Origin of the sequence: Actinomyces oricola (assembly GCF_004104015.1) — a bacterium.
GTDB lineage: Bacteria > Actinomycetota > Actinomycetes > Actinomycetales > Actinomycetaceae > Actinomyces > Actinomyces oricola.
Map to the genome: position 1 here is coordinate 1 of NZ_RYFV01000030.1, position 21,300 is coordinate 21,300.

The following is a 21,300-nucleotide window of genomic DNA, read 5'->3' on the forward strand; positions in this document are numbered from 1 at the left end:
ACGCAACCAACGCCCAAGCTCCTCACCATCACCATCACGAAGCACAAGACCAGGAGCACCAGGATGAGCCATACCCACATACTCCCAAACACCCAACCGTCTAGACACTAACGACACGCGACACTAGTTGTAAATTGGCTCGAATACTTCCTGGCTGACTCTCCTGAGCGTGATGAACTCATGTCACAGGACACGAGTTCCAGTAATAACAGTGGCGGATCGCAGGGAACTCGTTTGCAGATCGCCGGCTTCCTACTGTTGGCTTATGACGGCGCCACGGCCAGGGTCGATATCGCGGTGACGGGGAGCGTCGACGGTCAGGCGGTCAACATGTCGGCCGTCTACGAACTCGTGTGGGAGTCGGGAGACTGGAAACTCGCGGTGCACGATCCGCAGGAACCTGTCAGCTTCGCGCGGCTTCCGCACGTCGCGGGCTACATCCCCTGGGGAGCACGACGATGACAGACGACGGGTGCGGGTGGGTGGTGTCGTGGGGTCGTGGCAATAGTGCTTGTCGGGGGGCGGGAGGTTGTGTTGGGTCGGGTGTTGGCGATGTCGGATCGGACTGCGATTGGGCGGGAGCTGGCGCGGGGATTCTTGCTTGGGGGATTGCTGAGCGGATCGGTCGTGATGTCTCGGTGGTCTGGTGGGAGGTAGTCCGCAAGTCGCAGGGCTTGCGGGTATCGACCCGTGGCGCGGACGTGGCCGCGCAGCGGCGCAGGGCGCGTCCCAAGGCCCGCAAGATCGACGCCTGCCCGGCCCTGGGCGCCGGGGTGCTGATACCTGACCACCATCGCCTAAGAACACGGGCGAACAACCCCGCGCCACCCTGAACTACCCCACCCCACGAGAAGCCCTCGAACACCCCTTCGTTGCTTCCTTTTCAGACGTGGAGGTCGCCATCCACGGTGAGTTTTTTTGTGGTCGATGAGCCATCGCACGGACTCCAGGATCGCCTGTTCCGGCTCGTAGACCGGTGCGTAGCCGAGCAGCTCCTTCGCCTTCTCGATGGTGAAGACCTGGCTGCGGTGGAGATGCCCCCAGCTCTCGCGCGCGTATTCCTCGGTGGTCGCTGCCCGGTACTCCTCCCAGGTGACGCTTTGAATGTTTGCGCTCTGGCCGAACCAACCCGAGGCGATCTCCACGTAACCACGGATGCTCAGCGCCGTCGGGGCGACAATGTTGAAGTCCTCGCCCGCCGCGGTGTCACGGCGGGCGACGGCCCGCGCAAACGCCTGGGCGACGTCGTCGGCGTGGACATGGTGCAGCGTCTCGGTGCCGCTGCCGGGCAGCCGGATCGTCCCGCCGATCGACAGGAGCCGCCAGGTCTCGGGATCCGTGTTGTCCAGCGGGCCGGTTGGGCTCCAGCCGGGCCCGACAATGTGACCGGGGTGGATCGACGTCGTGATGAGCCCGCCCGAGGCGGTCTCCTCCTTGAGCATTCGCGCGATAGCGGCCTTCTGGATGCCATACTCGTCGAACGGTTCGCCGGCGGAGTCGGAGCCCTCTGCAATCGGCAGTTTCCGGCTCGGCCCATATCGCCAGATCGACCCGCAGTGGATGAGGTGATCAACCTGTCCGCGCAGGGCCTCCACGAGCGCGGTCGCGAAGTCCAGGGTGAAGCACACCAGGTCAATGACCACCTCCGGCTTCAGGTCGAGGATCGTCTCGCCGAAGGTTCCGTTCGCGTCCTGCTGCCGCCGGTCGGCGGTGACGTGCTCAACCCGCGACCACTCGGGAGCGTCGATGTAGCCGGCACCACCGGAGCGGGTGACGCTGAGGACCTCGTGGCCGGCGCGGACCAGACGCGGGACGAGGAAGGTGCCGATGTGGCCGCTGCCGCCAATGACGACGATTCTCATGCTGGGATTCTCCCCGGCGCGGGTGGAAGGTCAACAGTCGGGGCGGCAGCCGTCAACTGACGACATGATCGCGACGGCGCAACAGCGGTATACCTCGCGGCGGTGTGCTGTACGCACGACGGTGACCGTCAACTCGGCGTCCAGGATGTCGTAGATCACTCGGTAGTGTCCAACGCGTATTCGCCAGGCCCGCTGCTCGCCCACCAGCTTGCGGGCGCCGTGAGGGCGAGGTTCTTCAGCCAGGTCCTCGATCGCGTCGAGAACCCGATCTCGCGCGGCCGCGCGGCAGCTTCTTGATCTGCCGCGCGGCCGCCGCAGTCAGATCAATGCGATAGGTCATGTGGACAGGTCTGTCCTAAGCTCGTCGAGGGTGACGCGCCGACCGTCGTCCGTGGCCTTCGCCTCACGGTAGGCGGCCACATCCTGGGCCATCTCGAACTCTTCGAGGGCTTCGATGTCGGCGACGCCGACCACGACAGCGGCCAGCCGACCATTGCGAGTCACCCCGATGCGCTCTCCGGCATACATCACGCGGCCGAGTACGTCGGAGAGCTCGGCGCGCAGCTCTCGCGTCGACACCTCTCTCGTCAAGCTCTCCATGTGTCAATAGTAGCGCTAGATGTCACTGTGTACACAATGAGGGAGAGGTGCTCTCGCTCGCGCGGTGGACATGACCAGTGCTGACATCGACCCGCCCGCAGGGCGCGAAGGCGTTGGTCGGTCCGTGCGGACCGTGCCCCCGCATCACTGCGTGCGCCTCATCCTTCGTCCCGAGGGACGAGGGGCCCCATCGGCATATCGTCCGCGCGGCTGATACTCCTCATCCCAGGACACGATGCCGCCGGTCGCGGGGCGGACGCGAGACTCGACCATGTGCCGGCTCTTTCGACCGGCTCTTTCGAGGGGCCGTCTCCTCACCGAGACGGTGACTGATGCCGTGACCGACGTCGAGACCTGATGCGGACGACCGACCCGCCGAATCGTCGAAATGAGAACCGATCGATGAAGACTGCCGAATTCACCGAGTACAAGCGCGTCATAGCCCTTGATGTCCTCAGGGGCATAGCGATCCTCGGGACGCTGCTGGCGAATATCGCGATCTTCGCCGAAGTCACGAGGGTGCAGTCGATGGGGGCCCCGGTCGATGCGGCCATTAGTCGCGTCGTCTACCTCGCGACCGATGGCAAGTTCATTGGCCTGCTGACGATCATGTTCGGCATCGGCCTGGAGATTCAGAGGCAGTCCGCGATCCGCAAGGGGCGGAGCTGGCCCGGGACCTACCCGATTCGCGCGGGACTGCTGATCCTCGACGGCGTACTGAATTTCGTCTTCATCTTCGAGTTCGACGTGCTCATGGGCTACGGAATGACCGCGCTGGTCATCGCCGCCGTCACCGCCCGTAATCCCAGGACGCAGAAGATCTGGATGTGGGCGGCGCTCGTGGTTCATGTCTCGGCCATGGTCGCGGTGAGCGCCCTGAGCTACTTGAGTCGCGATGATCTCAAGGCGACCGGGACGGAGGCCCTGAGGGGTTACGATCACTCGTCCTACTGGGGCGATGTGGCCTTCCGGCTGGACAACTTCGTGCTCATGCGGATGGAGATCCCCGTCATTCTGCTCATGGGCGCCGCTCTCTACCTCGTGGGCGTCCACCTCTACCGCGCCGGGATCTTCACCCCCGAAGGCGCCCGCCTGCGCACGATCGTCATGGGCCTGTCCTTCGGCATCGGCCTGCCGGTGGACTTGGGGCTGCGGCTCCTGGCGGCCGAGCAGACTGGTGCCGTCACCAGATACGTGACCTCGGCCTGCGTGTCCATCGGCATTCTGGCGGCTGTTGCGGCATTCTACGTGCGTCGCCAGCGGCTCGGTCTGATCGGTGGGATGCTCAGTGACGTCGGCCGGATGGCGCTGACCTGCTACATGGCGCAGAACCTCATCGCAGCATTCGTCTTCTACGACTACGGCCTGGGGATGGCGCGGCGCATCAGTGGTCCGTGGGCCGAGCTGTACACCCTGGCGCTCTACCTGCCGATCGCCGCGTTCCTCGTGGTGGCGAGCAAGCTGTGGTTGCGGTTCTACGCCCGCGGCCCGATGGAACTCCTGTGGCGCTGGTCGTACAACGCCCTGTCCGGAAGGTACCTGCGCTGGAAGGAGCCGCGGCCGCGCACCGCCCTGGAGGAGCAGAGGGCGTAAGCGGCGCAGGCGGGGTCGCCGCGGGCCTCATTCGGCGGGAGGCTCAGTGACGGTGGGGATGAGCCGTGCGGTTAGGCGCTCACTCATGGCGTCGATCTCCTCCGAATCGAGGACCGTCCGGGCCAGGCCGCCCAGCGTGTTGATCGCCGTGAACCCGAAGGCCGTATCGCGATCCGCCTGAGTGGGCTCCTGGCGTCCCTGAGCCCGGGCGATGACCTGTGCTGCGGCTTCCAAGGAGTGGCGCCACACGGATTCGAGCTGGGCGCGCGACTCCTCGTGGCGCACCGCGTACATCCAGGTCTCCGCACCCAGAAGGATGTCCTCGTCGGAGGCGCGGCAGGCCTGGCGTGGATCAGGTGCCGCCTCGACGTCAGTAGAGCCCTCGTGCAGTGCGTCCGCCTGCTCATGGATGTGGTCGGTGGCCACCGCCAGGAAAAGGGCCTCCTTCGACGGGAAAGCGGCGTACACGGCCCCCTTGGTGTAGCCGGCCTCGGCTGCGATATCGGCGACCGACGCTCCCTCGTACCCTTTGGCGGCGAAGACGTCCTTCGCCGCGGCCATAATGATCTCGCGGGTCTGCGCGGCACGACGACGCTGCTGGGCGCGGTACTCGCTGCTCGAGTCGCGGGCGGAGCCGGCAACCTTTTCCGAGGAGTCGTGGGCGGAGCCGGCAACTTTTTCCGAGGTCGCCGCAATATCGGCGGACACGCGGCGAAGCGCCGAGGCCACGGTCGCGCGGCTGCCTTCCTGCGCCGTTTCCGCGACGACCCTGGTCAACTGACGCAACGCGTCAGTCAAGGCGCGCGTGGCCGAACCAAGATCGTCGGTGCCGTCGGCGCCGTTGGTTCCTTGAGGGGTCGCCCCGTCGTCGTGCTCCCCGCTGCCGGCAGAACCACTGGCGCCGTTGTCGCGGTCCTGGGCGTGCCACGAGGACTCGGGGCGCTCCTTGTCTTTCGAAGTCATGGCAACACAGTACGCCACCGTCATTGCATACCGTCTAGAATATGCATACCGTTAGGTATGAAACCGATCGGTACGAGTAGAGGGTGGTTCATATGAGCGCTGTGCTTGCCATTGAGGACCTGCGCCGCAGTTTCGGGCGCGGGCAGCGCCTGATCAGGGCGAACGACGGCATCTCCATGTCCATCGATGCGGGGGAGGTGGTCGGGCTTCTGGGCCACAATGGCGCCGGGAAGACGACCCTGGCCCACCAGATCGTCGGCCTGCTCCGCCCGGACTCGGGGCGGATCATCCTGGACGGGGGCGATGCTGTGGCCGACCCGGGTCGGGCTCGGCGTTTGACGACTGTGCAGGCTCAAGCCAATGTCCCCATTACGGGACTGACCCCCCGACGGGCCATTGAGCTCGTTGGAAGAATCCGGGGAGGCAACCCTCGCCAGGCGCGTCAGCGGGCGGGGCAGCTCATTGACGCCCTCGATATGGGGGAGTGGGCGCATACCCCGGCCGAAAGGGTGTCCGGGGGGATTGCCCGCCTCACCGCCTTCGCCATGTGCGCCGTCATACCGGGGCGCCTCGTCATCCTTGACGAACCCACGAACGACGTCGACCCCGTGCGGCGCCGCCTGTTGTGGGATCAGATTCGCGTTCTGGCCGACGACGGTTCGGCCGTTCTGCTGGTGACCCACAATGTCCATGAAGCCGAGCGCGCCGTGGACTCCCTGGTCGTACTGGACCGCGGCCGGGTCATCGCCTCGGGGACCCCGGCCGCGCTCGTCTCCCAGGTCGGTGCAGGAGGCGCTGAACTCGTCATGGAGGTCGACATAGCCCGCGGACGGGAGCCGTTGTGGCCGGGCTGGGGACGGGTTGCGCGCCACGACGCCCTACGAGCGTCCTTTCCGGTGCCGGGCAGCGAGGCGGCCAATGCCGTCGCCTGGGCCGTCCGGGCCTCGCGGGCCGGTGATATCGAACGCTATGAGCTCGCCCCCGTCAGCCTGGAGGACGCCTACACGGCGTTGACGACACGCCGTTCCTCGCAGCCCTCAACGACCCGCCCCGCTGCATCGGATTCAAGGAGCGCCGCATGACCACGTCACACCTGCCCGCCCCGGACCCCGCCGCGATCGGGGCCGGAGCCCCTCCCACGGCCGGTACTGACGGATCCGCTCAAGGGTCGCCCGCAGCATCAGTGCCGCATAGTGCTAGCGTCGTCTGCTCCCTGCCAACCCCCGGCCTCGCCGGGCGTCTCCGGCTGGCCTTGCGCCAAACGGTGCTGCTCATGCGCTGGCAGTTCAGTCGCGCCAAAGCGCTCGTTCCCATCTACGTCGCGGTGCAGATCATGATGGCCCTGGCAACGGTTCTGGGCTACAAACTGCTCGTGGGCGACCCGGAGCCGACGGCCGCCACCTATTTGGCGACCGGGGCGCCCACGATCCTCCTCATCGCCCTGGGACTGGTCATGGCGCCGCAGTGGGTGGCGCAGTCGCGCACCGAGGGGAGTCTGGACTGGATGAGGACTCTCCCGGTCCCGCGCCTGTCCTTCCTCATCGCGGACCTGGCGGTGTGGACCCTCATGGCGCTGCCCGGCATGCTTCTGGGCACACTGGTCGGGGCCTGGCGTCTCGACGTCGACCTCTCCCCAGCCTGGTGGCTCGTCCCCGGCGTGGTCATGGTGTCCCTGACCGCCGCCAGCGTGGGCTACGCCATGGCGAATGTTCTGCCGCCGCCACTGGCTCAGGTGATGACCCAGATCCTCATCTTCGTCACCATGCTCTTCTCACCGGTGAGTTATCCGGTCGAGCGCCTGCCGCAGTGGGGCCAGGAGATCCACCGGTGGCTCCCTATCGAGCCAATGGCCGAGGTCCTGCGCGCGGGACTCGTGTCGGAGCAGTTCAAGATGCCACTGCGCTCCTGGGCGGTTCTCGCGTCCTGGTGCGTCGCTGCCGTGGTCGCGGCACTGTGGGCCTTGGGGAGCCGGCCCCCGGCGCCCTCGCGGGCATGAACCCATGCTGCTGACTCCAAAACCTCCTTCATGCCCTCCGCGCCGGCATGCACGAGCGATATCCCCGCCCATCCCCCGAGGAGGGGTTGTGGGCCGACTCCCATTTGTTGGCGAATGGCTGACTGAAGTCAGTCCGACGCGCAGAATCCCGAGTCATGGAACCCATCTTTTCGCCACGACATACACCCTGGATTTCATCGCCGTGAACGAGGGCGGGCGCACGGCAAGAGGAGGTGGCGCGCGTCCGCTGTTCTCAACCGAATCACCGCAACATTTCTACGCGTTCGATCAACCCATATATTCACCGGTCGATGGGACCGTGATCGACGTTCATGACGGCGAACCGGATCACCAAGCTCGTCGCTCAGCGGTGCCACTTCTTTTTTACGCGCTCTCGCAGAAGGGGAGGATGCGTCGCGGATTCCCCGGATTGGCGGGCAATTACGTGATCGTCGAGGACGCCGCGACGGGTCATTTCGTTGGATTGGCGCACCTTCGAGAAGGATCGGTCGCGGTATCCGCGGGCGAGGCAGTCCGTGCCGGTGTGCAGATCGGGACATGCGGGAATTCCGGCAACTCCACACAGCCGCACCTCCATATTCAGGCCATGGATGGTCCGGACCCGGAATCCGCTCGCGGTGTGCCTCTGCGGTTCAGCCGGTTCGCACAGCATGGGCCGGGCCGCCCATTGATATCAGCCAATCGGGAGAATGCATGCCCAGAGCAGGGCTCTATCGTCAGCATTGTCAGCCGCCCTTAGCGGAGTCATCCCTAGCGGACCTTTTATGGGCAAGAGCGTCGGCCACCGGCCAGGGCTGCGGCGCCGGACTCCTGGAGGCCCTGCACCGCACCGATGCGGGTGGAGGCCGACACGACCTTCTGGAACACCGGGTTCCGGGCGGCCCTGAGCCACCTCGCGCCGCTGCGGCTGACGTGTGCGTGTTCCTGGTTGCGTGTCACTGACCCTAGATACGATCGGATGGTGCTGATAGAAGACCTTCTGGGTGTCGCCGAGAGTGAGCGAACCGCCGCTCTTGGCGGGCTCGACGCGCGTACGAGGAGCGAGCTCGGCCAGTTCTTCACGCCCATGGCGGCCGCTCGGCTCATCGCCTCTATACCCCGGCTACCCGAGGCCGGCATTCTGCGTGTCCTCGACCCGGGCGCTGGTTCAGGTGTGCTAGCCGCAGCGCTCGTCGGCCGTGTGGTGGCAGAGCGACCAGGTCTGTCGCTTGAGATTGTCGCTGTGGAGCGAGATCCCGCCCTGCTGCCGAGTCTCCATGCCACGCTTCGCGCGTGTGAGCAGGCCGGTGGTGGCCGGGTCCGCGCTGAGGCCATGGAAGCCGACTTCATCCTCGACTCCGTTGGCTTGGGTGCGGTTCTCCGTCTTGACGGCCAATATGATCTCGTCATCGAGAACCCTCCCTACGGAAAGCTGGCGGTGTCGAGTGCGCACCGAACGGCCATGCGCGCTAATGGCGTCGATACACCGAACTTGTATGCCGCGTTCCTTTCTCTGTCTGTTGCGGCGCTCAGAACCGGTGGTCAGGTCGTCGCGATCACGCCGCGCTCATTCTTCAATGGCCCGTACTTCGGCGCCTTCCGCTCCCATTTGCTCGACTCGATTGCGCTCGATCGAATTCATGTCTTCGATTCCCGATCCACAGTTTTCGCCGATACCGGTGTTCTCCAGGAGAACGTGGTTTTCGCCGGAACACGTGACGCACCGCCGGGGACTGTCGAACTATCGGTCAGTCGCGACCATACTGACGACATCTCATCCCGGACTGTTGCGTACGAAGAGGTTGTTTTGCCGAGCGACCCCCACAGGTTCATCCGACTGACAATAGGCTTGGAAGACACAGCTGCCGTCGAGGCAGTGCTGTCTCAGCCGTGCTCCTTGGCCGATCTTGGCATTCAGGTCTCCACTGGCCGTGTCGTGGACTTCCGATCACGACACGCGCTGAGTAGTGTCGAACAGCCAGACGCTGTACCGCTGATCTACCCCGGTAACCTTCGCGACGGCAGTGTGTTCTGGCCACGAGAGATTCGCAAGCCGCAGTGGTTCCAGCCCCGTGACGACAGGGATTGCGGGATGCTCTTGCCGGAAGGTTGGTATACGGTCGTCAAGCGATTTAGTGCGAAGGAAGAGCGTCGCCGGATTGTTGCATCGGTCTGGTCGCCTGTGGACAACCCCGGAGAAGTGGCATTCGAGAATCATCTCAATGTCTTTCACGTCAGTGGTCATGGCATGGATGAATTCATCGCCAAAGGCATGGCAATGTGGCTCAATTCATCCGTCGTGGACAAGTTCTTCCGGACATTCTCCGGTCATACGCAGGTCAATGCCACCGATCTGCGAACCCTTCGGTTCCCGTCGATGGGCATGTTGTGCGATCTGGGCCGCAGCTACGATGGGTCCGCTGTGGATGTGGACTCCTTGATCAGAGGGCTGATCGCCGCGTGAAGGAGCTGAATGAGGCTGCGTATGAGCGTGTAGAAGATGCTCGGATGGTTCTTGCTGCGCTTGGCATGGACGGCGAGCGCAGCAATGAACGTTCGGCGCTAGTACTTTTGGCTCTTCTGAGCTTGTCGGTATCCAAGAGTTGGGCCGAAGCCGCCAACCCGATGCTCGGTACGCGGGCAATCATGAACTTCATTCGAGACGAGTATGGCAGGGAGTACGCCCCTAATACGCGCGAGACGGTTCGACGGTTCACGCTTCATCAGTTTGTGGAAGCGCAACTCGTCGTGCAGAATCCTGATGAGCCACGACGCCCCGTCAACTCGTCAAAATGGAACTATCAAATCACGGCCGAAGCATTAGACGTCCTGCGCACCTACGGCACTGGCGCCTGGCAGCAAGCTGTCGATCGGTACCTCTCCGAGTTGCCGGGGCTTAAGGCCAGATACGCAGCAGCGCGCGAAATGAGACGCGTCTTCCTCACTCTTCCCGATGGTTCGGCGTTCACGTTGACTCCTGGCGGCCAGAATGTGCTGCTCAAGGCGATGGTTGAGGAATTCTGTCCTCGTTTCACCCCTGGTGGACAAGTGCTCTACATTGGTGACGCGGGCAGCAAATGGGCGTTCTTCGAGCGCGACGCCCTGGCGGCACTTAATGTCGAGGTCAACGAGCACGGCAAGATGCCTGACCTTGTCATTTATCTACCCCACCGCAATTGGCTCGTGCTTCTTGAGGCGGCAAGCTCTCACGGGCCTGTCGACTCGAAGCGCCAAGCCGAGCTCGCTGATCTATTTTCATCTTCGACGGCGGCCCTCGTCTACGTTTCCTGCTTTCCGAGCCGTGCTGAATTCCGGAAGTATGTGGACAGGATCGCCTGGGAGTCGAACGTTTGGTGCGCCGATCATCCAACCCACATGATCCATTACAATGGTCAACGTTTCCTAAGCCCATACGAATGACACGTCGGTAGGATCAACCCGGGTGCCGGTGGGAACACCGGAAGATCTGGGCGCTGGTCCGCCACGGCACTAAATGAGCCGAGTCAGGTCACCCGCCGGGGCGCGGTTCGGGCAGCCGGATCGGCCGCAGTCGTCGCAGTCCGCCCAACCATCCGGCCCCCGTGAGCCCTAAGGTGAAGCCGGCCCCGTGCACGAGTCCGCGCCGCATGTAGTCGCCCGCCTCGCCGCCGAGGTTCTCGACGACGTAACTCGCGAGTTCGCGGGTCGACCACAGGGGCAGTGCTCGGGTCCACTCGGCGACCGGGTCCACGAGCAGTTGCGGGGCCATGACCGCCAGGAGCAGCAATGACCGCCAGGAGCAGCAGTGCTCCTTCGAGGTCGCGCGGCACCAGCGCCGCGGCGAGCGATCCCAGCGGCACCGACACGGCGACTGTCAGCAGCAGCATTGGCAGCACGAACGCCGGGCGCACGAGCCGGTCGCCGATGCTGAGGGCCACGATCGCCGCGTACACGGCGGCGATCAACCAGCCGAGCAGGAGGACGGCGGCGTATCGGCCGACAACGAGCGCCGTCGGGCGCGCGCCACTGACTGCGAGACGCCGGTCCACTCGCCGCGAGGAGACGGTCGTGAACAGGCTGAGCGTCGCCGCGGCCCACCCCAGGCCGATCGCCAGCAGGCGGAGCGCCGTCCAGTGAGCGTCGATCCGGGCCAGGAAGAACACCAGCGGCAGGAGCAGGGCCAGGGCCAGGGCTCCCCGTCGTCGGACGTTCTCCTGCAGGGTCACCCGCATCACGAGAAGGGTCATGGATGCGGTGCGCCCGCGGGCCCGGGGATCGGCATCGAGGGGCCCCAGTAATGCGGGCGCGGTCATGCGGCGTGCTCCTGCAAGATCTCCGGGGCGGGCAGTTCGATGACGCGGTCGACGAACTCGATGTCGCGCAGCAGGTGCGTGACGAGCAGGACACCCGCCCCCGATTCCCTCCATGAGGAGATGAGGGCCCACAGGTCCTCATAGGCCGCCGCGTCCAGGCCCTGGTAGGGCTCATCGAGGAGCAGCAGGTCCGGTGAGCCCATCTGGGCCAGGGCGAGATTGAGCTTCTGCTGCGTGCCGCCCGAGAGGGTGCCGGTGACCTGGTTGCCGTGCGGCGCCCAGCCCAAACGGCGCAGAAGGCGGTGCCCCGTTGACACCGAACGGCGAGCGCCCGAGCCCTGGGACGCGCCGAAAAGGCGCAGATGCTCGTCGACGGTCAGCAGTGGTCCGAGGCCGTCGAGCTGTGGGGCGTAGCCGAAGCGGGCCGTGCGCTCGACCGTGCCGGCGCTCGCACGCAGCACCCCGGCGCTCACCTCAACGAGAGTGGACTTGCCGGCGCCGTTCGCGCCGACGACCGCGACGATCTCCCCGCGGCGCACCGTCAGGTCGACGTCGCGCAGGACGGTGCGCCGCCCGCGTCGGGCGCCGACGCCGCACAGGCGCAGGACCACCTGCCCGAGCATCGGGTGCTCGGGGTCCAGAGGGCCGGCGCCGCTCTCGCGCAGCGCCGAGGCGAGCTGGCGGGCGTACAGGACGGCGGGCCCGAACAGATCGCCCGGGGCGAGGCGCGCGGAGTCGGCGTCGGCGCGGGTGGACGCGAGTGCGCGCTCGGCCTCGTGCGGGTGCAGCCCGACGCAGGTGAGTTCGCAAGCCAGGCCCCGGTACCACGCCTCGTCTGCGGAAGCGGCGGACTGCGGCGCGTGCCGGTCCGGTGAGGCCCCGGTCATGGCAGGGCCCCAGCGCTCGATGCGGAGGGGGCGGGGCCCGATGATGCCGGTGCGGTCGACGGCGTCGTCCGGGCCGCATGCGCACTGCCGTCGAGGACCGCGGAGACCGCGGCGCGGAATGCCCGCCACTCCTCGCGGCGGGCGGCGAGCTCGGTGAGGCCGGCGGGAGTGAGCTCGTAGTACTTGCGGGCGGGGCCCGAACTGGAGGGGCGCGTCGAGGTCGTGACGAGACCGCGGCGCTCAAGACGGGTGAGCGCCGGGTAAAGGCTGCCGCCGGGAACCTCGTCCATGCCCGCCTCGACCAGGCGCCGGGTCAGAGACAGGCCGTAGTCGGGGCCCGGCTCGAGCAAAGCGAGCAGGCAGGGCTCGAGGAAGCCGCGCAGGAGACGTGCCGTCGTGCGATCCATGTAGATAGACTACATAGATAGCAGACTATCTGACAACGAGTTATGGCCGCTGGACTCGCCGGCGAGGCCCCCGCCCGCCCCGGCCGCCGGCCGCCCGGTCGGTGGGCGAGATGTTTCCTCTCAGTTTCCGGCCCGATGCGATGCTTGAGTCCAGCGCGGGATGCCCGCTCTGCTCAACGACGTGCTCCTGCGCCCCACATCCCGACAGATGAGGAGTACGTCATGCAGGACGTCGTCGAGAAGGTCTACGAGCAGGTTGTTGCACGTAACCGCGGAGAGGCCGAGTTCCACCAGGCCGTTCGCGAGGTGCTGGATTCCCTGAGCCCCGTCATCGCCAAGCACCCCCACTACGCCGACGGCGGCCTCCTGGAGCGCATTGTCGAGCCCGAGCGTCAGATCATGTTCCGCGTCCCGTGGGTCGACGATGCCGGCAAGGTCCAGGTCAACCGCGGCTTCCGCATCGAGTTCAACTCCGCACTGGGCCCCTACAAGGGCGGCCTGCGCTTCCACCCGACCGTCAACGCCGGCATTATCAAGTTCCTCGGCTTCGAGCAGATCTTCAAGAACGCCCTGACCAACCAGGCCATCGGCGGCGGCAAGGGCGGCTCCGACTTCGACCCCCACGGCCGCTCCGACGCCGAGGTCATGCGCTTCTGCCAGTCCTTCATGACCGAGCTGAGCCGCCACATCGGCCCGAGCACGGACGTGCCCGCCGGCGACATCGGCGTGGGCGGCCGCGAGATCGGCTACCTCTTCGGGCAGTACAAGCGCCTGCGCAACGCCTACGACGCCGGTGTCCTCACCGGTAAGGGCCTGGGCTGGGGCGGCTCCCTGGTGCGCACCGAGGCCACCGGCTACGGCACGGTCCTATTCGCCCAGTCCATGCTCGCCACCAAGGGCGAGACCCTGGAGGGCAAGAAGGTCGCCGTCTCGGGCGCCGGGAACGTCGCCATCTACGCCATTGAGAAGGCCCAGCAGCTGGGCGCCACGCCCATCACCTTCTCGGACTCCTCCGGCTACGTCGTCGACGAGGCGGGCGTCGACCTCGACCTGCTCAAGCAGGTCAAGGAGGTCGAGCGCGGCCGGGTCAAGGACTACGTGGCTCGCCGCCCCTCCGCCAAACTGGCCACCTCCGGCAGCGTGTGGGACGTGCCCGTGGATGTGGCCCTGCCCTGCGCCACTCAGAACGAGCTCAACGGCGAGCAGGCCGCCACCCTCCTGCGCAATGGCTGCACCGTCATCTCCGAGGGCGCCAACATGCCCTCCACCCCCGAGGCGATCGAGGCTTTCCAGTCCGCGGGAATCCTCTACGCCCCCGGCAAGGCCTCCAACGCCGGCGGCGTGGCCACCTCCGCCCTGGAGATGGAGCAGAACGCCGGGCGCACCCGCTGGACCTTCGAGAAGGCCGACGCCAAGCTCACCGGCATTATGGCGGACATCCACGACTCCTGCGTGGCCGCCGCCGAGGAGTACGGCCACCCCGGCGACTATGTGCTGGGCGCTAACGCCGTCGGCTTCACCCGCGTGGCCGACGTCATGATCGCCCACGGCATCGTCTGAGACGGGAGCCTTCCCGACCGTCCAGCTCCTTGGGCCCGGGCCGGGCCGCCACCCCCAGTCGCGGGGCGGCGGCCCGGCCCGGCCGCTGAAGCAATCAGGCGCGCCGTGCCTGCCCCAGCGGCTGATTCCCGGGTAGACTGCCGCTCGCATCGACTACGAGCGATTGACGGCTTAGGCTTACCCTGTCTCTCGCTTTCCGGTCACATGAGGCCCCATCATGCGATTCCATGTCCCGACTAAGGCGCTCGCGTCGCTGGCGGCCGTCGCTGTCGCGGCGCTGTCGCCCGCAGCGGCTTTTGGCGCCGAGCCCGCATCCGGCACCGTAGCTTCAACAGCAGCTGTTGGGCCTACGGCGCTGCCTGCTGCCGTACAGCCGGTTTCCCAGGGCATGGATGTCGTTGGCGAGGGCGGTATGGCGCCGGTGGCCACCCAGCCGACCGCTGACTCCACGACTGTTGACTCTCCCACCGCCGACTCTACGACCGCCGAGCCCACCTCGGAGCCCGCCACCCCGACGACGCCGGGGGCTACGCCCGCCGCGGTCGACATTAACCTCCTGGGCATCACTGACTTTCACGGGCACATCTCACGCACCACGGATCCGGCCACCGGAGCGGTCCTCGACCCCGGCGCCGTGACCCTGGCCTGCGAGGTCTCCGCCGCCCGCGCCTCGACCGCGAACACCTTGTTCGTCTCCGCCGGGGACTCCGTGGGGGCCTCCGCCTACGTCTCCTCAGTGCTGGCGGACCAGCCCACCATTGACGTCCTCAACGCCATAGGGCTGGACGCCTCCGCCCTGGGCGGCCACGAGCTCGACAAGGGCCTGGAGGACTTCACCGGGCGGATTCTCCCCGCCGCCGACTTCCCCTTCCTGGCGGCCAATGTCTCCGGCTCACCCGCCCTGACCGCTGAGGGCGACGGTAATGGCACCCGCATAGTGGAGGTCGATGGTGTGCGCGTGGCCCTGGTAGGGGTGAGCACCGACGGCCTGTCGAGCCTCCCATCCCTGTCCGGCCTCACCGTCAGCCCTGCTGTTGCCGCCGCCAACGCCCGCGCCGCCGAGCTCAAGGACGGGGACGCCGCCAACGGCGAGGCCGAGGTTGTCATCGTGCTCAGCCATGAGGACGCCAACCTCCAGGCGGGCGCCTTCACCGGGAATGTCGACGCCGTCTTCGCCGGGCACTCCCACCAGGTCTACGCCCAGACCCTCACAACCTCCGACGGCGAGCCGATCGCCGTCGTCCAGGCCGACCACTACGGCTGGGGCCTGGGCCGCATCTCCCTGCGCTACGACCCCGCCACGAAGGCCGTCAGCGTCGTGGCGGCGGAGAACCAGGACCTGCGCGCCTCCACCTGCACCACCGACGCTTACGGTGTGGCCGGGATCGTTCAGCGGGCGGAATCAGATGCAGTCGCCGCCGGCACGACCCCGGTGGCGCGCATTGGCTCCGACTTCCTGCGCGGGGTGAGCAGCGGCACCGAGTCCACCGCCGCCAACCTCATTGCCGACTCCTTCCGCCACTGGCTCGCCACCGACATCCAGCCCGCCGACTCCACCCACTACGTGGGCCTCATGAACGCTGCGGCAGTAGGGGGCGACTACCTCTACGCCGCCGGCGGCTCCGAGGGCGACGGGGTCCTCACCGCCGCAGAGGCCAATACCGTCCAACCCTTCGGCTATGAGATGGTCTACACCACCCTCACCGGCGCCGAGTTGACCACACTCCTATCCCAGCAGTGGCAACCGGGCACCGCACACCCCATGCTCGCCTTGGGGCTGTCCAGCAACGTCCAGGTCATTGTCAACCCGGACGCCGAGGCCGAGTTGAGCGCCATCCAGGCGGACTTGGCCGCCAGCGGCGAGCCGGCCTCCTCCCGCCAGGCCGAGATTGACGCCGCCCGCGCCCGCCTAATCACCCAGGTCATTGTGGATGACCAGATCCTGACGAGCACGGATGCGGTCGTGGTCGCCTCCAACTCCTCCCTCATGTCCGGCGGCGACGGCTACGAGGTACTGGACGGCCGAGACAGTGTCAGCACTGACGTACTCGACCGGGACGTCACCACCAGCTACCTGGCCTCCGCCGCCACCCCCATGGTGGCCTCCTACAGCCGCCACCAGGTTGGCATGGGGATGGTGCGCAACCCCGAGGGCACCATCACCCTGAACCTCAACGGCCTGGCCTACACCCCGGCCTCCGAGCAGACCCTGGGGGCCCAGCGCGTGCGCGTCATGAACGGCGCCACCGAGCTGACCTCCACCAAAATTGACGTGGCCGTCGATGCCAGCGGGCCCACCACCGGCACCGCCACCCTGACCGTCACCGTCCCCCCGGATGCTCCGAGCGGGGCCTGCCGCACCATTGACGGGGCGCGCTGCCGCTCCGTGACGGTCGAGGTCGTTGACGCCCAGGGCAATGTACTCAATAGCCTCCTCCTGGAGGTCAGCGACGTGGGCTCCGTGGTGCAGCCCGGGGCGAACCAGGAGAGCACCGTGACCCCGGCGATCAAGCCTCAGGCGGCCAAACCGGGGGGAGGACTGGCCCGCACCGGCACCTCTATTGCCATTGGCGCACTCGGGGTGGCGCTGCTGTCCGCCGGCGGGCTCATTGCGCTGCGTCGGCGCGCCGCCAAGGAGCAGCAGGCGGCCAAATCCCCGGTCGAGTAGGCGCCGGGCCCGGTAGGCCTCGCACCGACGCGGTCGCCTTCGGGCTTGCGCCCCGGCCATCCGCGTATCCGCGGCGGTCAGGGCGCCGAGAGGATCTGCTCGATGTCGACCACGCCCGTGCGCAGGGCCAGCAGCACCAGCTGCACCCGGTCGCGGCAGCCGGTCTTGGCCAGCAGATGGCTGACATGAGTCTTGATCGTGGCCATGGACAGCCACAAACGGTCGCACAGCTCCTGGTTGGTCAACCCCATGGCGATAAGGGCCAGGATCTCCCGTTCTCGGTCAGTGACATGGTCCGGCAGCACTGCGGGCGCCACCCCACTGGGCTCCGCCGCCCGGGGCCCGGGCGCACCGGGGCTGAGGGTGGTGCCCGCCCCCGTCCGCGAAGCGGCGTGGGCTTCCAGGCCCTGGCGCATGGCCAGCACCAGGCGCCGTGTGGGCCCCGGCGAGATCACCGAGTCACCGCTGTGAACCGTGCGCACCGCGGCAATGAGGTCCTGCGGGGCGGTGTTCTTGAGCAGGAACCCGGCCGCCCCCGCCTCGATCGCCCCCAGGACGTAGCCATCCGTGTCGAAGGTCGTCAGAATGACAATCCGGCCCGGCGTCTTGTCCTCCACCAGCCGCTGGGTGGCGGTCAGTCCGCCCATCACCGGCATTTGCACATCGAGCAGGAGCACGTCGGCGGGGTCGCGGCGCTGGCGGCGCAGAGCATCCGCGCCATCAACCGCCTGCCAGAGAACCTCCATATCCTCCTGGGCCCCGAGCAGCATGGCCATGCCCGCCGAGAACAGGGGCTCGTCGTCGGCCAGCCCAATACGGATCATGCCGGTACCCGCGTGCGCGCGGGCAGGGGGAGGACGATTCCAACCCGCCAGCCGCCGTCGGGCAGCGCTCCGGCCGATAGGCTCCCGCCCAGGGCCTGGACTCGTTCGTGCATGGAGGCGAGGCCGAACCCGTCCTTGGCGGGCGCGACGTCTTCAGATCTCCTCCCATTCAGGCCGGCGGTGGGAGCCGGCGGCCCTGCGGGGCGGCCCTCACCCGCGGGGCACTCTGCGGGGCGGCCCTCACCCGCGGGGCACTCTGCGGGGCGGCCCTCACAGGGGCGGGCGGCGCTTGGCGCCGCGTTGCTCACGAAGAGTTCAGCCCGTCGTGCCGTCACCGTCAGGTCCACGCGCGTGGGCGCGGCCCCGCCGTGGCGCAGCACATTGGTCAGGCACTCTTGGACGGCCCGGTACAGGACCCGGCCGACGGCGCCGGGCGGCTCCTGGGTGATCTCCAGGTGCAGGGCCAGGGGCAGGCCGGCTTGACGGGCGCCGGACACCAGGGAGGCAATGCCTTCAAGACCGGCCGCCTGACAGTCCGGTGAGGGCGCGCCGTGCGGTTCTACCGGGTGGATCAGGGCGGCTGCACCGAGGTCTGCGGACGGGGCGCCGTCGGTGCGCAGAACCTCGACGAGGGCGCGCACCTCATCGACCGAGCGCCGGCTCGTCTCCCCGATCACGGCCAGGGCCTTGTCGGCGGCCCGGGCATCGGTGGCCAATACCGCACGTGCGCCCTCGGCCTGCATGGCGATGACCGCCAGGGAGTGACCCAGCAGGTCGTGAACATCGCGGGCAATGCGCTGGCGCTCCTCGGCGACCGCCAGGCGGCGCTCCGTGTCCTGTTGTGCTTCGAGCACCGCCGCCCGCTCAAGGGCCCGCGTCACCCGGTCCCGGGCCCGCCGTCGTCCCACGCCGATCAGGGACGCGGCCGTCACCAGCGACCATGCCGTGGTCAGCGTAATGACCCAGCTCATTAACGCGCTCTGCGAGGTGATCGCCTCCTGGGCCCTTCCGCCGGCGGCCCCGGTGCCGACCAGGACCGCCCCCAGAGCCACCCAGCGCCATGGCGCCATGAGCCGGCTTTGCGCGGTCTCGGCGGCCAGGAGCGTCACTCCCAGAGCCAGGAGTGAAATATTGACAAAGGCCAGCAGGTGCACAGCCATGGCGGCACCCGTCGCGGCCACGAAGAACGTGGGGTGACGGCGCCGCAGCAGCATGAACCCGCAGCAGGAAACGGCGAGCAGAGTGTAGAGGAGGACGCCCTGGTCCGCGGAGAGGGCGCTCATGACCTCAGGCGGGTTGGTGACACTGCACCATCCCAGGAGCAGCGCCAGCCCCAGGTCCAGCAGGCTCAGATTCGCCGGCGCTGCAGAAGACCCCCGCCCTTGGCGGTGAGGGGGGCTGCCGTCGCGCCCGGGCGCGGGGGCGGACACGGCACCCCTCCGCCGCATTCCGACTATGCGCGCCACTGCGGATGACGCGCCTGGGGCGAGAGACCGATCCACAGGGCCACCGTAGGGCGGCGGGAAGGCGCTTTCGTCATGCCCAGGTATGAGGTGAGGGTGAAAGCGGGCGGGGGCGGGAGGAAAGGGCATGAGGGGACGCAGGGGCGGGCGGCGCGGGGGCGGACAGCCGCGGCGAGGCATCGCCGGCCAGGCGCCGGACGATGGTGGGGCGAAGCGGGGCGCAAGGCCGACCGGCGAAGACGGGGGCTCGGGCGCCTGCGGGCAGCAGACGGGCAGGGTATTCTCTATGTGCCAGATCACACCCAAAACCACATAATCGGGCGTACAATCGTGCCCGAACAGACGCCTAAATAGCAGGTGAATGTCTGAACGGACATTCCGTCCCATGGGACACCGGACAACGACGTCGAGGAGGTAGGCCGTGCACGCTGATGAACGTCAACGCGACATAGTCGAGCGCCTGCACCGCCTCAGTCGCGTCGAGGTCAGCGAACTCGCCCAGCGCTACGACGTCACCGTCGAGACCATTCGCCGCGACCTGGCCCACCTCGATCGCGCCGGGGTCCTGCGCAAGGTCCACGGCGGCGCCGTGCCCGTGTCCACTCTTGCGCTGCCCGAAACCGGGGTTCTGGAGCGCGAGCGCACCAACGCGCCCGCCAAGCGAGCCATTGCCGCCCGCGCCCTGGGGGCCCTGGCCCTGACACCGGGCACCACCCTGCTCATTGACGCCGGCACCACCACCGGGGCGCTGGCGCGTCTCCTGCCCACGGGGACGCCGCTGACCATTATCACCTCCTCGGTACTCACCGCCTCCGCTCTGGCCGGCCAGGACCGCCTGGCCGTGCGCGTCCTGGGCGGCCAGGTCCGCGGCCTCACCCAGGCCGCCGTCGGCCCCGAGGCCCTGGAGGCGCTCGCGCTCCTGCGCGCGGACATTGCGGTCATGGGCACCAATGGCATCTCCATCCAGCACGGCCTGTCCACCCCCGACCCCGACGAGGCCGCTGTCAAGCGCGCCATGATCCGCGCCGCCCGCCGCGTCGTCGTCCTGGCCGACTCCTCCAAGATCGGTCAGGAGCACCTGGTGTCCTTCGCCCCGCTCAGCGCCGTCCACCAGCTCGTCACTGAAGCCCCACCGCCCGCCCCACTCACCAACCACCTAGCAGACACAGGAACCGAGGTCCTCGTCGCATGATTGTCACATTCACCCCTAACCCGTCCCTCGACCGCACCGTCACCCTGCCGGGGCCCCTGCTGCGCGGCGCGGTCAACCGCCTGACCTCCGTGCGCCTGGAGGCCGGCGGCAAGGGCGTCAACGTGGCCCGCGTGCTCGCCGCCTCCGGCGAAGCGGTCACCACCCTCCTGCCCGCCTCCTCCCACGACCCGATCCTGCCCGCCATTGCGGACCTGGGGCTGGATATCTTGACCTGCCGTCCCGTGCCAGTGCGCGGTGCCGCCCGCGTCAACACCGCCGTCACCGAGCCCGACGGCACCACCACCAAGCTCAATGAGGCCGGCGCCGGCCTGAGCGAGGCGGAGATCGCCAATGTCGAGGCCGCTCTCCTGGAGGTCCTCGCCCCCGCCACGGGGGACTCCGAGAGCTGGGCGGTGCTCTCCGGCTCCCTGCCCCCGGGCGCCCCCACGGACTGGTACGTGCGCCTCGTCTCCCTGCTGCGGCCCCTGGGCGTGCGCATTGCCGTCGACACCTCCGACGCCCCCCTGGCCGCCCTGGCCTCCGCCCTGCCCGGCTCCGCCCCCGACCTCATTAAGCCCAACGGGGAGGAGCTCGCCCAGCTCGCCGGCCGCGGCGCCACCGACCTGGAGGACGGTGCCATCGCCGGGGAGCTGACCCCCGTGGTTGAGGCCGCCCAGGTGCTGGTCAACCTCGGTATTGGCGCAGTCATGGCCACCCTCGGCCCGGCCGGCGCCGTTCTGGTCACCGCCGACGGCGCCTGGCACGCCAGCGCCCCGAAGATCCAGGTCCAATCCACCGTCGGCGCCGGCGACTCCTCGGTGGCCGGATACGTCCTGGCCGCCGTGCGCGGCGGCGACGAGGCCGAGCGCCTGCGCACCGCCATGGCCTATGGCTCGGCCGCCGCCAGCCTGCCCGGCACCGCCCTTCCCGGCCCCGGCGACCTCCCCGCGGAGACCGCCGTCGTCACCCGGCTCGCCTGAGCCACTGTCCCCA

19 protein-coding genes and 1 pseudogene are annotated in these 21,300 nt (G+C 67.8%); 11 read left to right on the forward strand and 9 right to left on the reverse strand.

From position 1 onward, the window contains the following. Positions 1-138: 138 nt before the first annotated feature. Positions 139-462, forward strand: a pseudogene (locus tag EUC46_RS10745) (DUF8175 domain-containg protein); the annotation flags it as partial. A 335-nt stretch (positions 463-797) separates the two neighbouring features. Here the strand turns inward: EUC46_RS10745 and EUC46_RS10750 are convergent. From EUC46_RS10750 to EUC46_RS10760, 3 genes are read right to left on the reverse strand one after another with little or no spacing between them, the layout of a single operon-like run. Further along, positions 798-1,862, reverse strand: coding sequence for an NAD-dependent epimerase/dehydratase family protein (locus EUC46_RS10750; RefSeq protein WP_128774160.1), 1,065 nt, complete (start codon positions 1,860-1,862; stop codon positions 798-800). Between the two features lie 30 nt (positions 1,863-1,892). Next, a complete protein-coding gene (locus EUC46_RS10755; protein WP_338324478.1) occupies positions 1,893-2,180 on the reverse strand; it encodes a type II toxin-antitoxin system RelE family toxin in 288 nt (95 codons plus the stop codon). Positions 2,181-2,198: 18 nt separating this feature from the next. Continuing rightward, on the reverse strand, positions 2,199-2,462 hold the full coding sequence (locus EUC46_RS10760) for a type II toxin-antitoxin system prevent-host-death family antitoxin (RefSeq protein WP_128774161.1): 264 nt from the start codon (positions 2,460-2,462) through the stop codon (positions 2,199-2,201). A 402-nt stretch (positions 2,463-2,864) separates the two neighbouring features. Between EUC46_RS10760 and EUC46_RS10765 the strand changes: the two genes are divergently transcribed. After that, the gene (locus EUC46_RS10765; RefSeq protein WP_164918816.1) at positions 2,865-4,055 is read left to right on the forward strand and encodes a DUF418 domain-containing protein; all 1,191 of its coding nucleotides are present in this window, start codon (positions 2,865-2,867) and stop codon (positions 4,053-4,055) included. Between the two features lie 27 nt (positions 4,056-4,082). Here the strand turns inward: EUC46_RS10765 and EUC46_RS10770 are convergent, their stop codons facing one another. Then, positions 4,083-5,018, reverse strand: coding sequence for a TetR/AcrR family transcriptional regulator (locus EUC46_RS10770; RefSeq protein ID WP_164918817.1), 936 nt, complete (start codon positions 5,016-5,018; stop codon positions 4,083-4,085). A 92-nt stretch (positions 5,019-5,110) separates the two neighbouring features. Between EUC46_RS10770 and EUC46_RS10775 the strand changes: the two genes are divergently transcribed. The 5 genes from EUC46_RS10775 to EUC46_RS10795 all read left to right on the forward strand — a co-directional run bounded on the left by EUC46_RS10775 (position 5,111) and on the right by EUC46_RS10795 (position 10,434). Next, a complete protein-coding gene (locus EUC46_RS10775; RefSeq protein WP_128774164.1) occupies positions 5,111-6,100 on the forward strand; it encodes an ABC transporter ATP-binding protein in 990 nt (329 codons plus the stop codon). Next, a complete protein-coding gene (locus EUC46_RS10780) occupies positions 6,097-7,014 on the forward strand; it encodes an ABC transporter permease (protein ID WP_128774165.1) in 918 nt (305 codons plus the stop codon). The genes EUC46_RS10775 and EUC46_RS10780 overlap by 4 nt, the downstream gene beginning before the upstream one ends. Before the next feature lie 88 nt (positions 7,015-7,102). Then, the gene (locus EUC46_RS10785; RefSeq protein ID WP_241655539.1) at positions 7,103-7,774 is read left to right on the forward strand and encodes a M23 family metallopeptidase; all 672 of its coding nucleotides are present in this window, start codon (positions 7,103-7,105) and stop codon (positions 7,772-7,774) included. A gap of 219 nt (positions 7,775-7,993) precedes the next feature. Continuing rightward, on the forward strand, positions 7,994-9,478 hold the full coding sequence (locus tag EUC46_RS10790) for an Eco57I restriction-modification methylase domain-containing protein (protein WP_241655540.1): 1,485 nt from the start codon (positions 7,994-7,996) through the stop codon (positions 9,476-9,478). Continuing rightward, positions 9,475-10,434, forward strand: coding sequence for a BsuBI/PstI family type II restriction endonuclease (locus EUC46_RS10795; protein ID WP_128774167.1), 960 nt, complete (start codon positions 9,475-9,477; stop codon positions 10,432-10,434). The genes EUC46_RS10790 and EUC46_RS10795 overlap by 4 nt, the downstream gene beginning before the upstream one ends. A gap of 83 nt (positions 10,435-10,517) precedes the next feature. Here the strand turns inward: EUC46_RS10795 and EUC46_RS10800 are convergent, their stop codons facing one another. The 3 genes from EUC46_RS10800 to EUC46_RS10810 are packed head-to-tail and all read right to left on the reverse strand — an operon-like array spanning position 10,518 to position 12,600. Continuing rightward, positions 10,518-11,306: a hypothetical protein gene (locus EUC46_RS10800; protein WP_241655541.1), complete on the reverse strand. Its 789-nt coding sequence runs from the start codon at positions 11,304-11,306 to the stop codon at positions 10,518-10,520. Then, positions 11,303-12,193, reverse strand: coding sequence for an ATP-binding cassette domain-containing protein (locus EUC46_RS10805; RefSeq protein ID WP_128774168.1), 891 nt, complete (start codon positions 12,191-12,193; stop codon positions 11,303-11,305). The genes EUC46_RS10800 and EUC46_RS10805 overlap by 4 nt, the downstream gene beginning before the upstream one ends. Continuing rightward, positions 12,190-12,600 (reverse strand): PadR family transcriptional regulator, encoded by a 411-nt coding sequence (locus EUC46_RS10810; protein ID WP_128774169.1) that lies wholly within the window; start codon positions 12,598-12,600, stop codon positions 12,190-12,192. The genes EUC46_RS10805 and EUC46_RS10810 overlap by 4 nt, the downstream gene beginning before the upstream one ends. A 222-nt stretch (positions 12,601-12,822) precedes the next feature. On the opposite strand from EUC46_RS10810, the gene gdhA reads away from it, so the two are divergent. Together gdhA and EUC46_RS10820 are read left to right on the forward strand one after the other, a co-directional pair. Beyond that, positions 12,823-14,160, forward strand: a complete 1,338-nt coding sequence (gdhA, locus tag EUC46_RS10815) for an NADP-specific glutamate dehydrogenase (RefSeq protein WP_128774170.1) — start codon at positions 12,823-12,825, stop codon at positions 14,158-14,160. Between the two features lie 217 nt (positions 14,161-14,377). After that, positions 14,378-16,828: a bifunctional metallophosphatase/5'-nucleotidase gene (locus EUC46_RS10820; RefSeq protein ID WP_241655542.1), complete on the forward strand. Its 2,451-nt coding sequence runs from the start codon at positions 14,378-14,380 to the stop codon at positions 16,826-16,828. A 77-nt stretch (positions 16,829-16,905) separates the two neighbouring features. On the opposite strand, the gene EUC46_RS10825 is transcribed toward EUC46_RS10820, so the two are convergent. Together EUC46_RS10825 and EUC46_RS10830 are read right to left on the reverse strand one after the other, a co-directional pair. Continuing rightward, positions 16,906-17,652, reverse strand: coding sequence for a response regulator transcription factor (locus tag EUC46_RS10825; RefSeq protein ID WP_128774171.1), 747 nt, complete (start codon positions 17,650-17,652; stop codon positions 16,906-16,908). Further along, positions 17,649-19,082 carry a sensor histidine kinase gene (locus EUC46_RS10830; protein ID WP_164918818.1) on the reverse strand — a complete coding sequence of 478 codons (1,434 nt, stop codon included), beginning with the start codon at positions 19,080-19,082 and terminating at the stop codon, positions 17,649-17,651. The genes EUC46_RS10825 and EUC46_RS10830 overlap by 4 nt, the downstream gene beginning before the upstream one ends. Before the next feature lie 454 nt (positions 19,083-19,536). Between EUC46_RS10830 and EUC46_RS10835 the strand changes: the two genes are divergently transcribed. Together EUC46_RS10835 and EUC46_RS10840 are read left to right on the forward strand one after the other, a co-directional pair. Beyond that, the gene (locus EUC46_RS10835) at positions 19,537-20,307 is read left to right on the forward strand and encodes a DeoR/GlpR family DNA-binding transcription regulator (RefSeq protein WP_128774173.1); all 771 of its coding nucleotides are present in this window, start codon (positions 19,537-19,539) and stop codon (positions 20,305-20,307) included. Then, a complete protein-coding gene (locus tag EUC46_RS10840; protein ID WP_128774174.1) occupies positions 20,304-21,287 on the forward strand; it encodes a 1-phosphofructokinase family hexose kinase in 984 nt (327 codons plus the stop codon). The genes EUC46_RS10835 and EUC46_RS10840 overlap by 4 nt, the downstream gene beginning before the upstream one ends. Positions 21,288-21,300 lie beyond the last annotated feature (13 nt).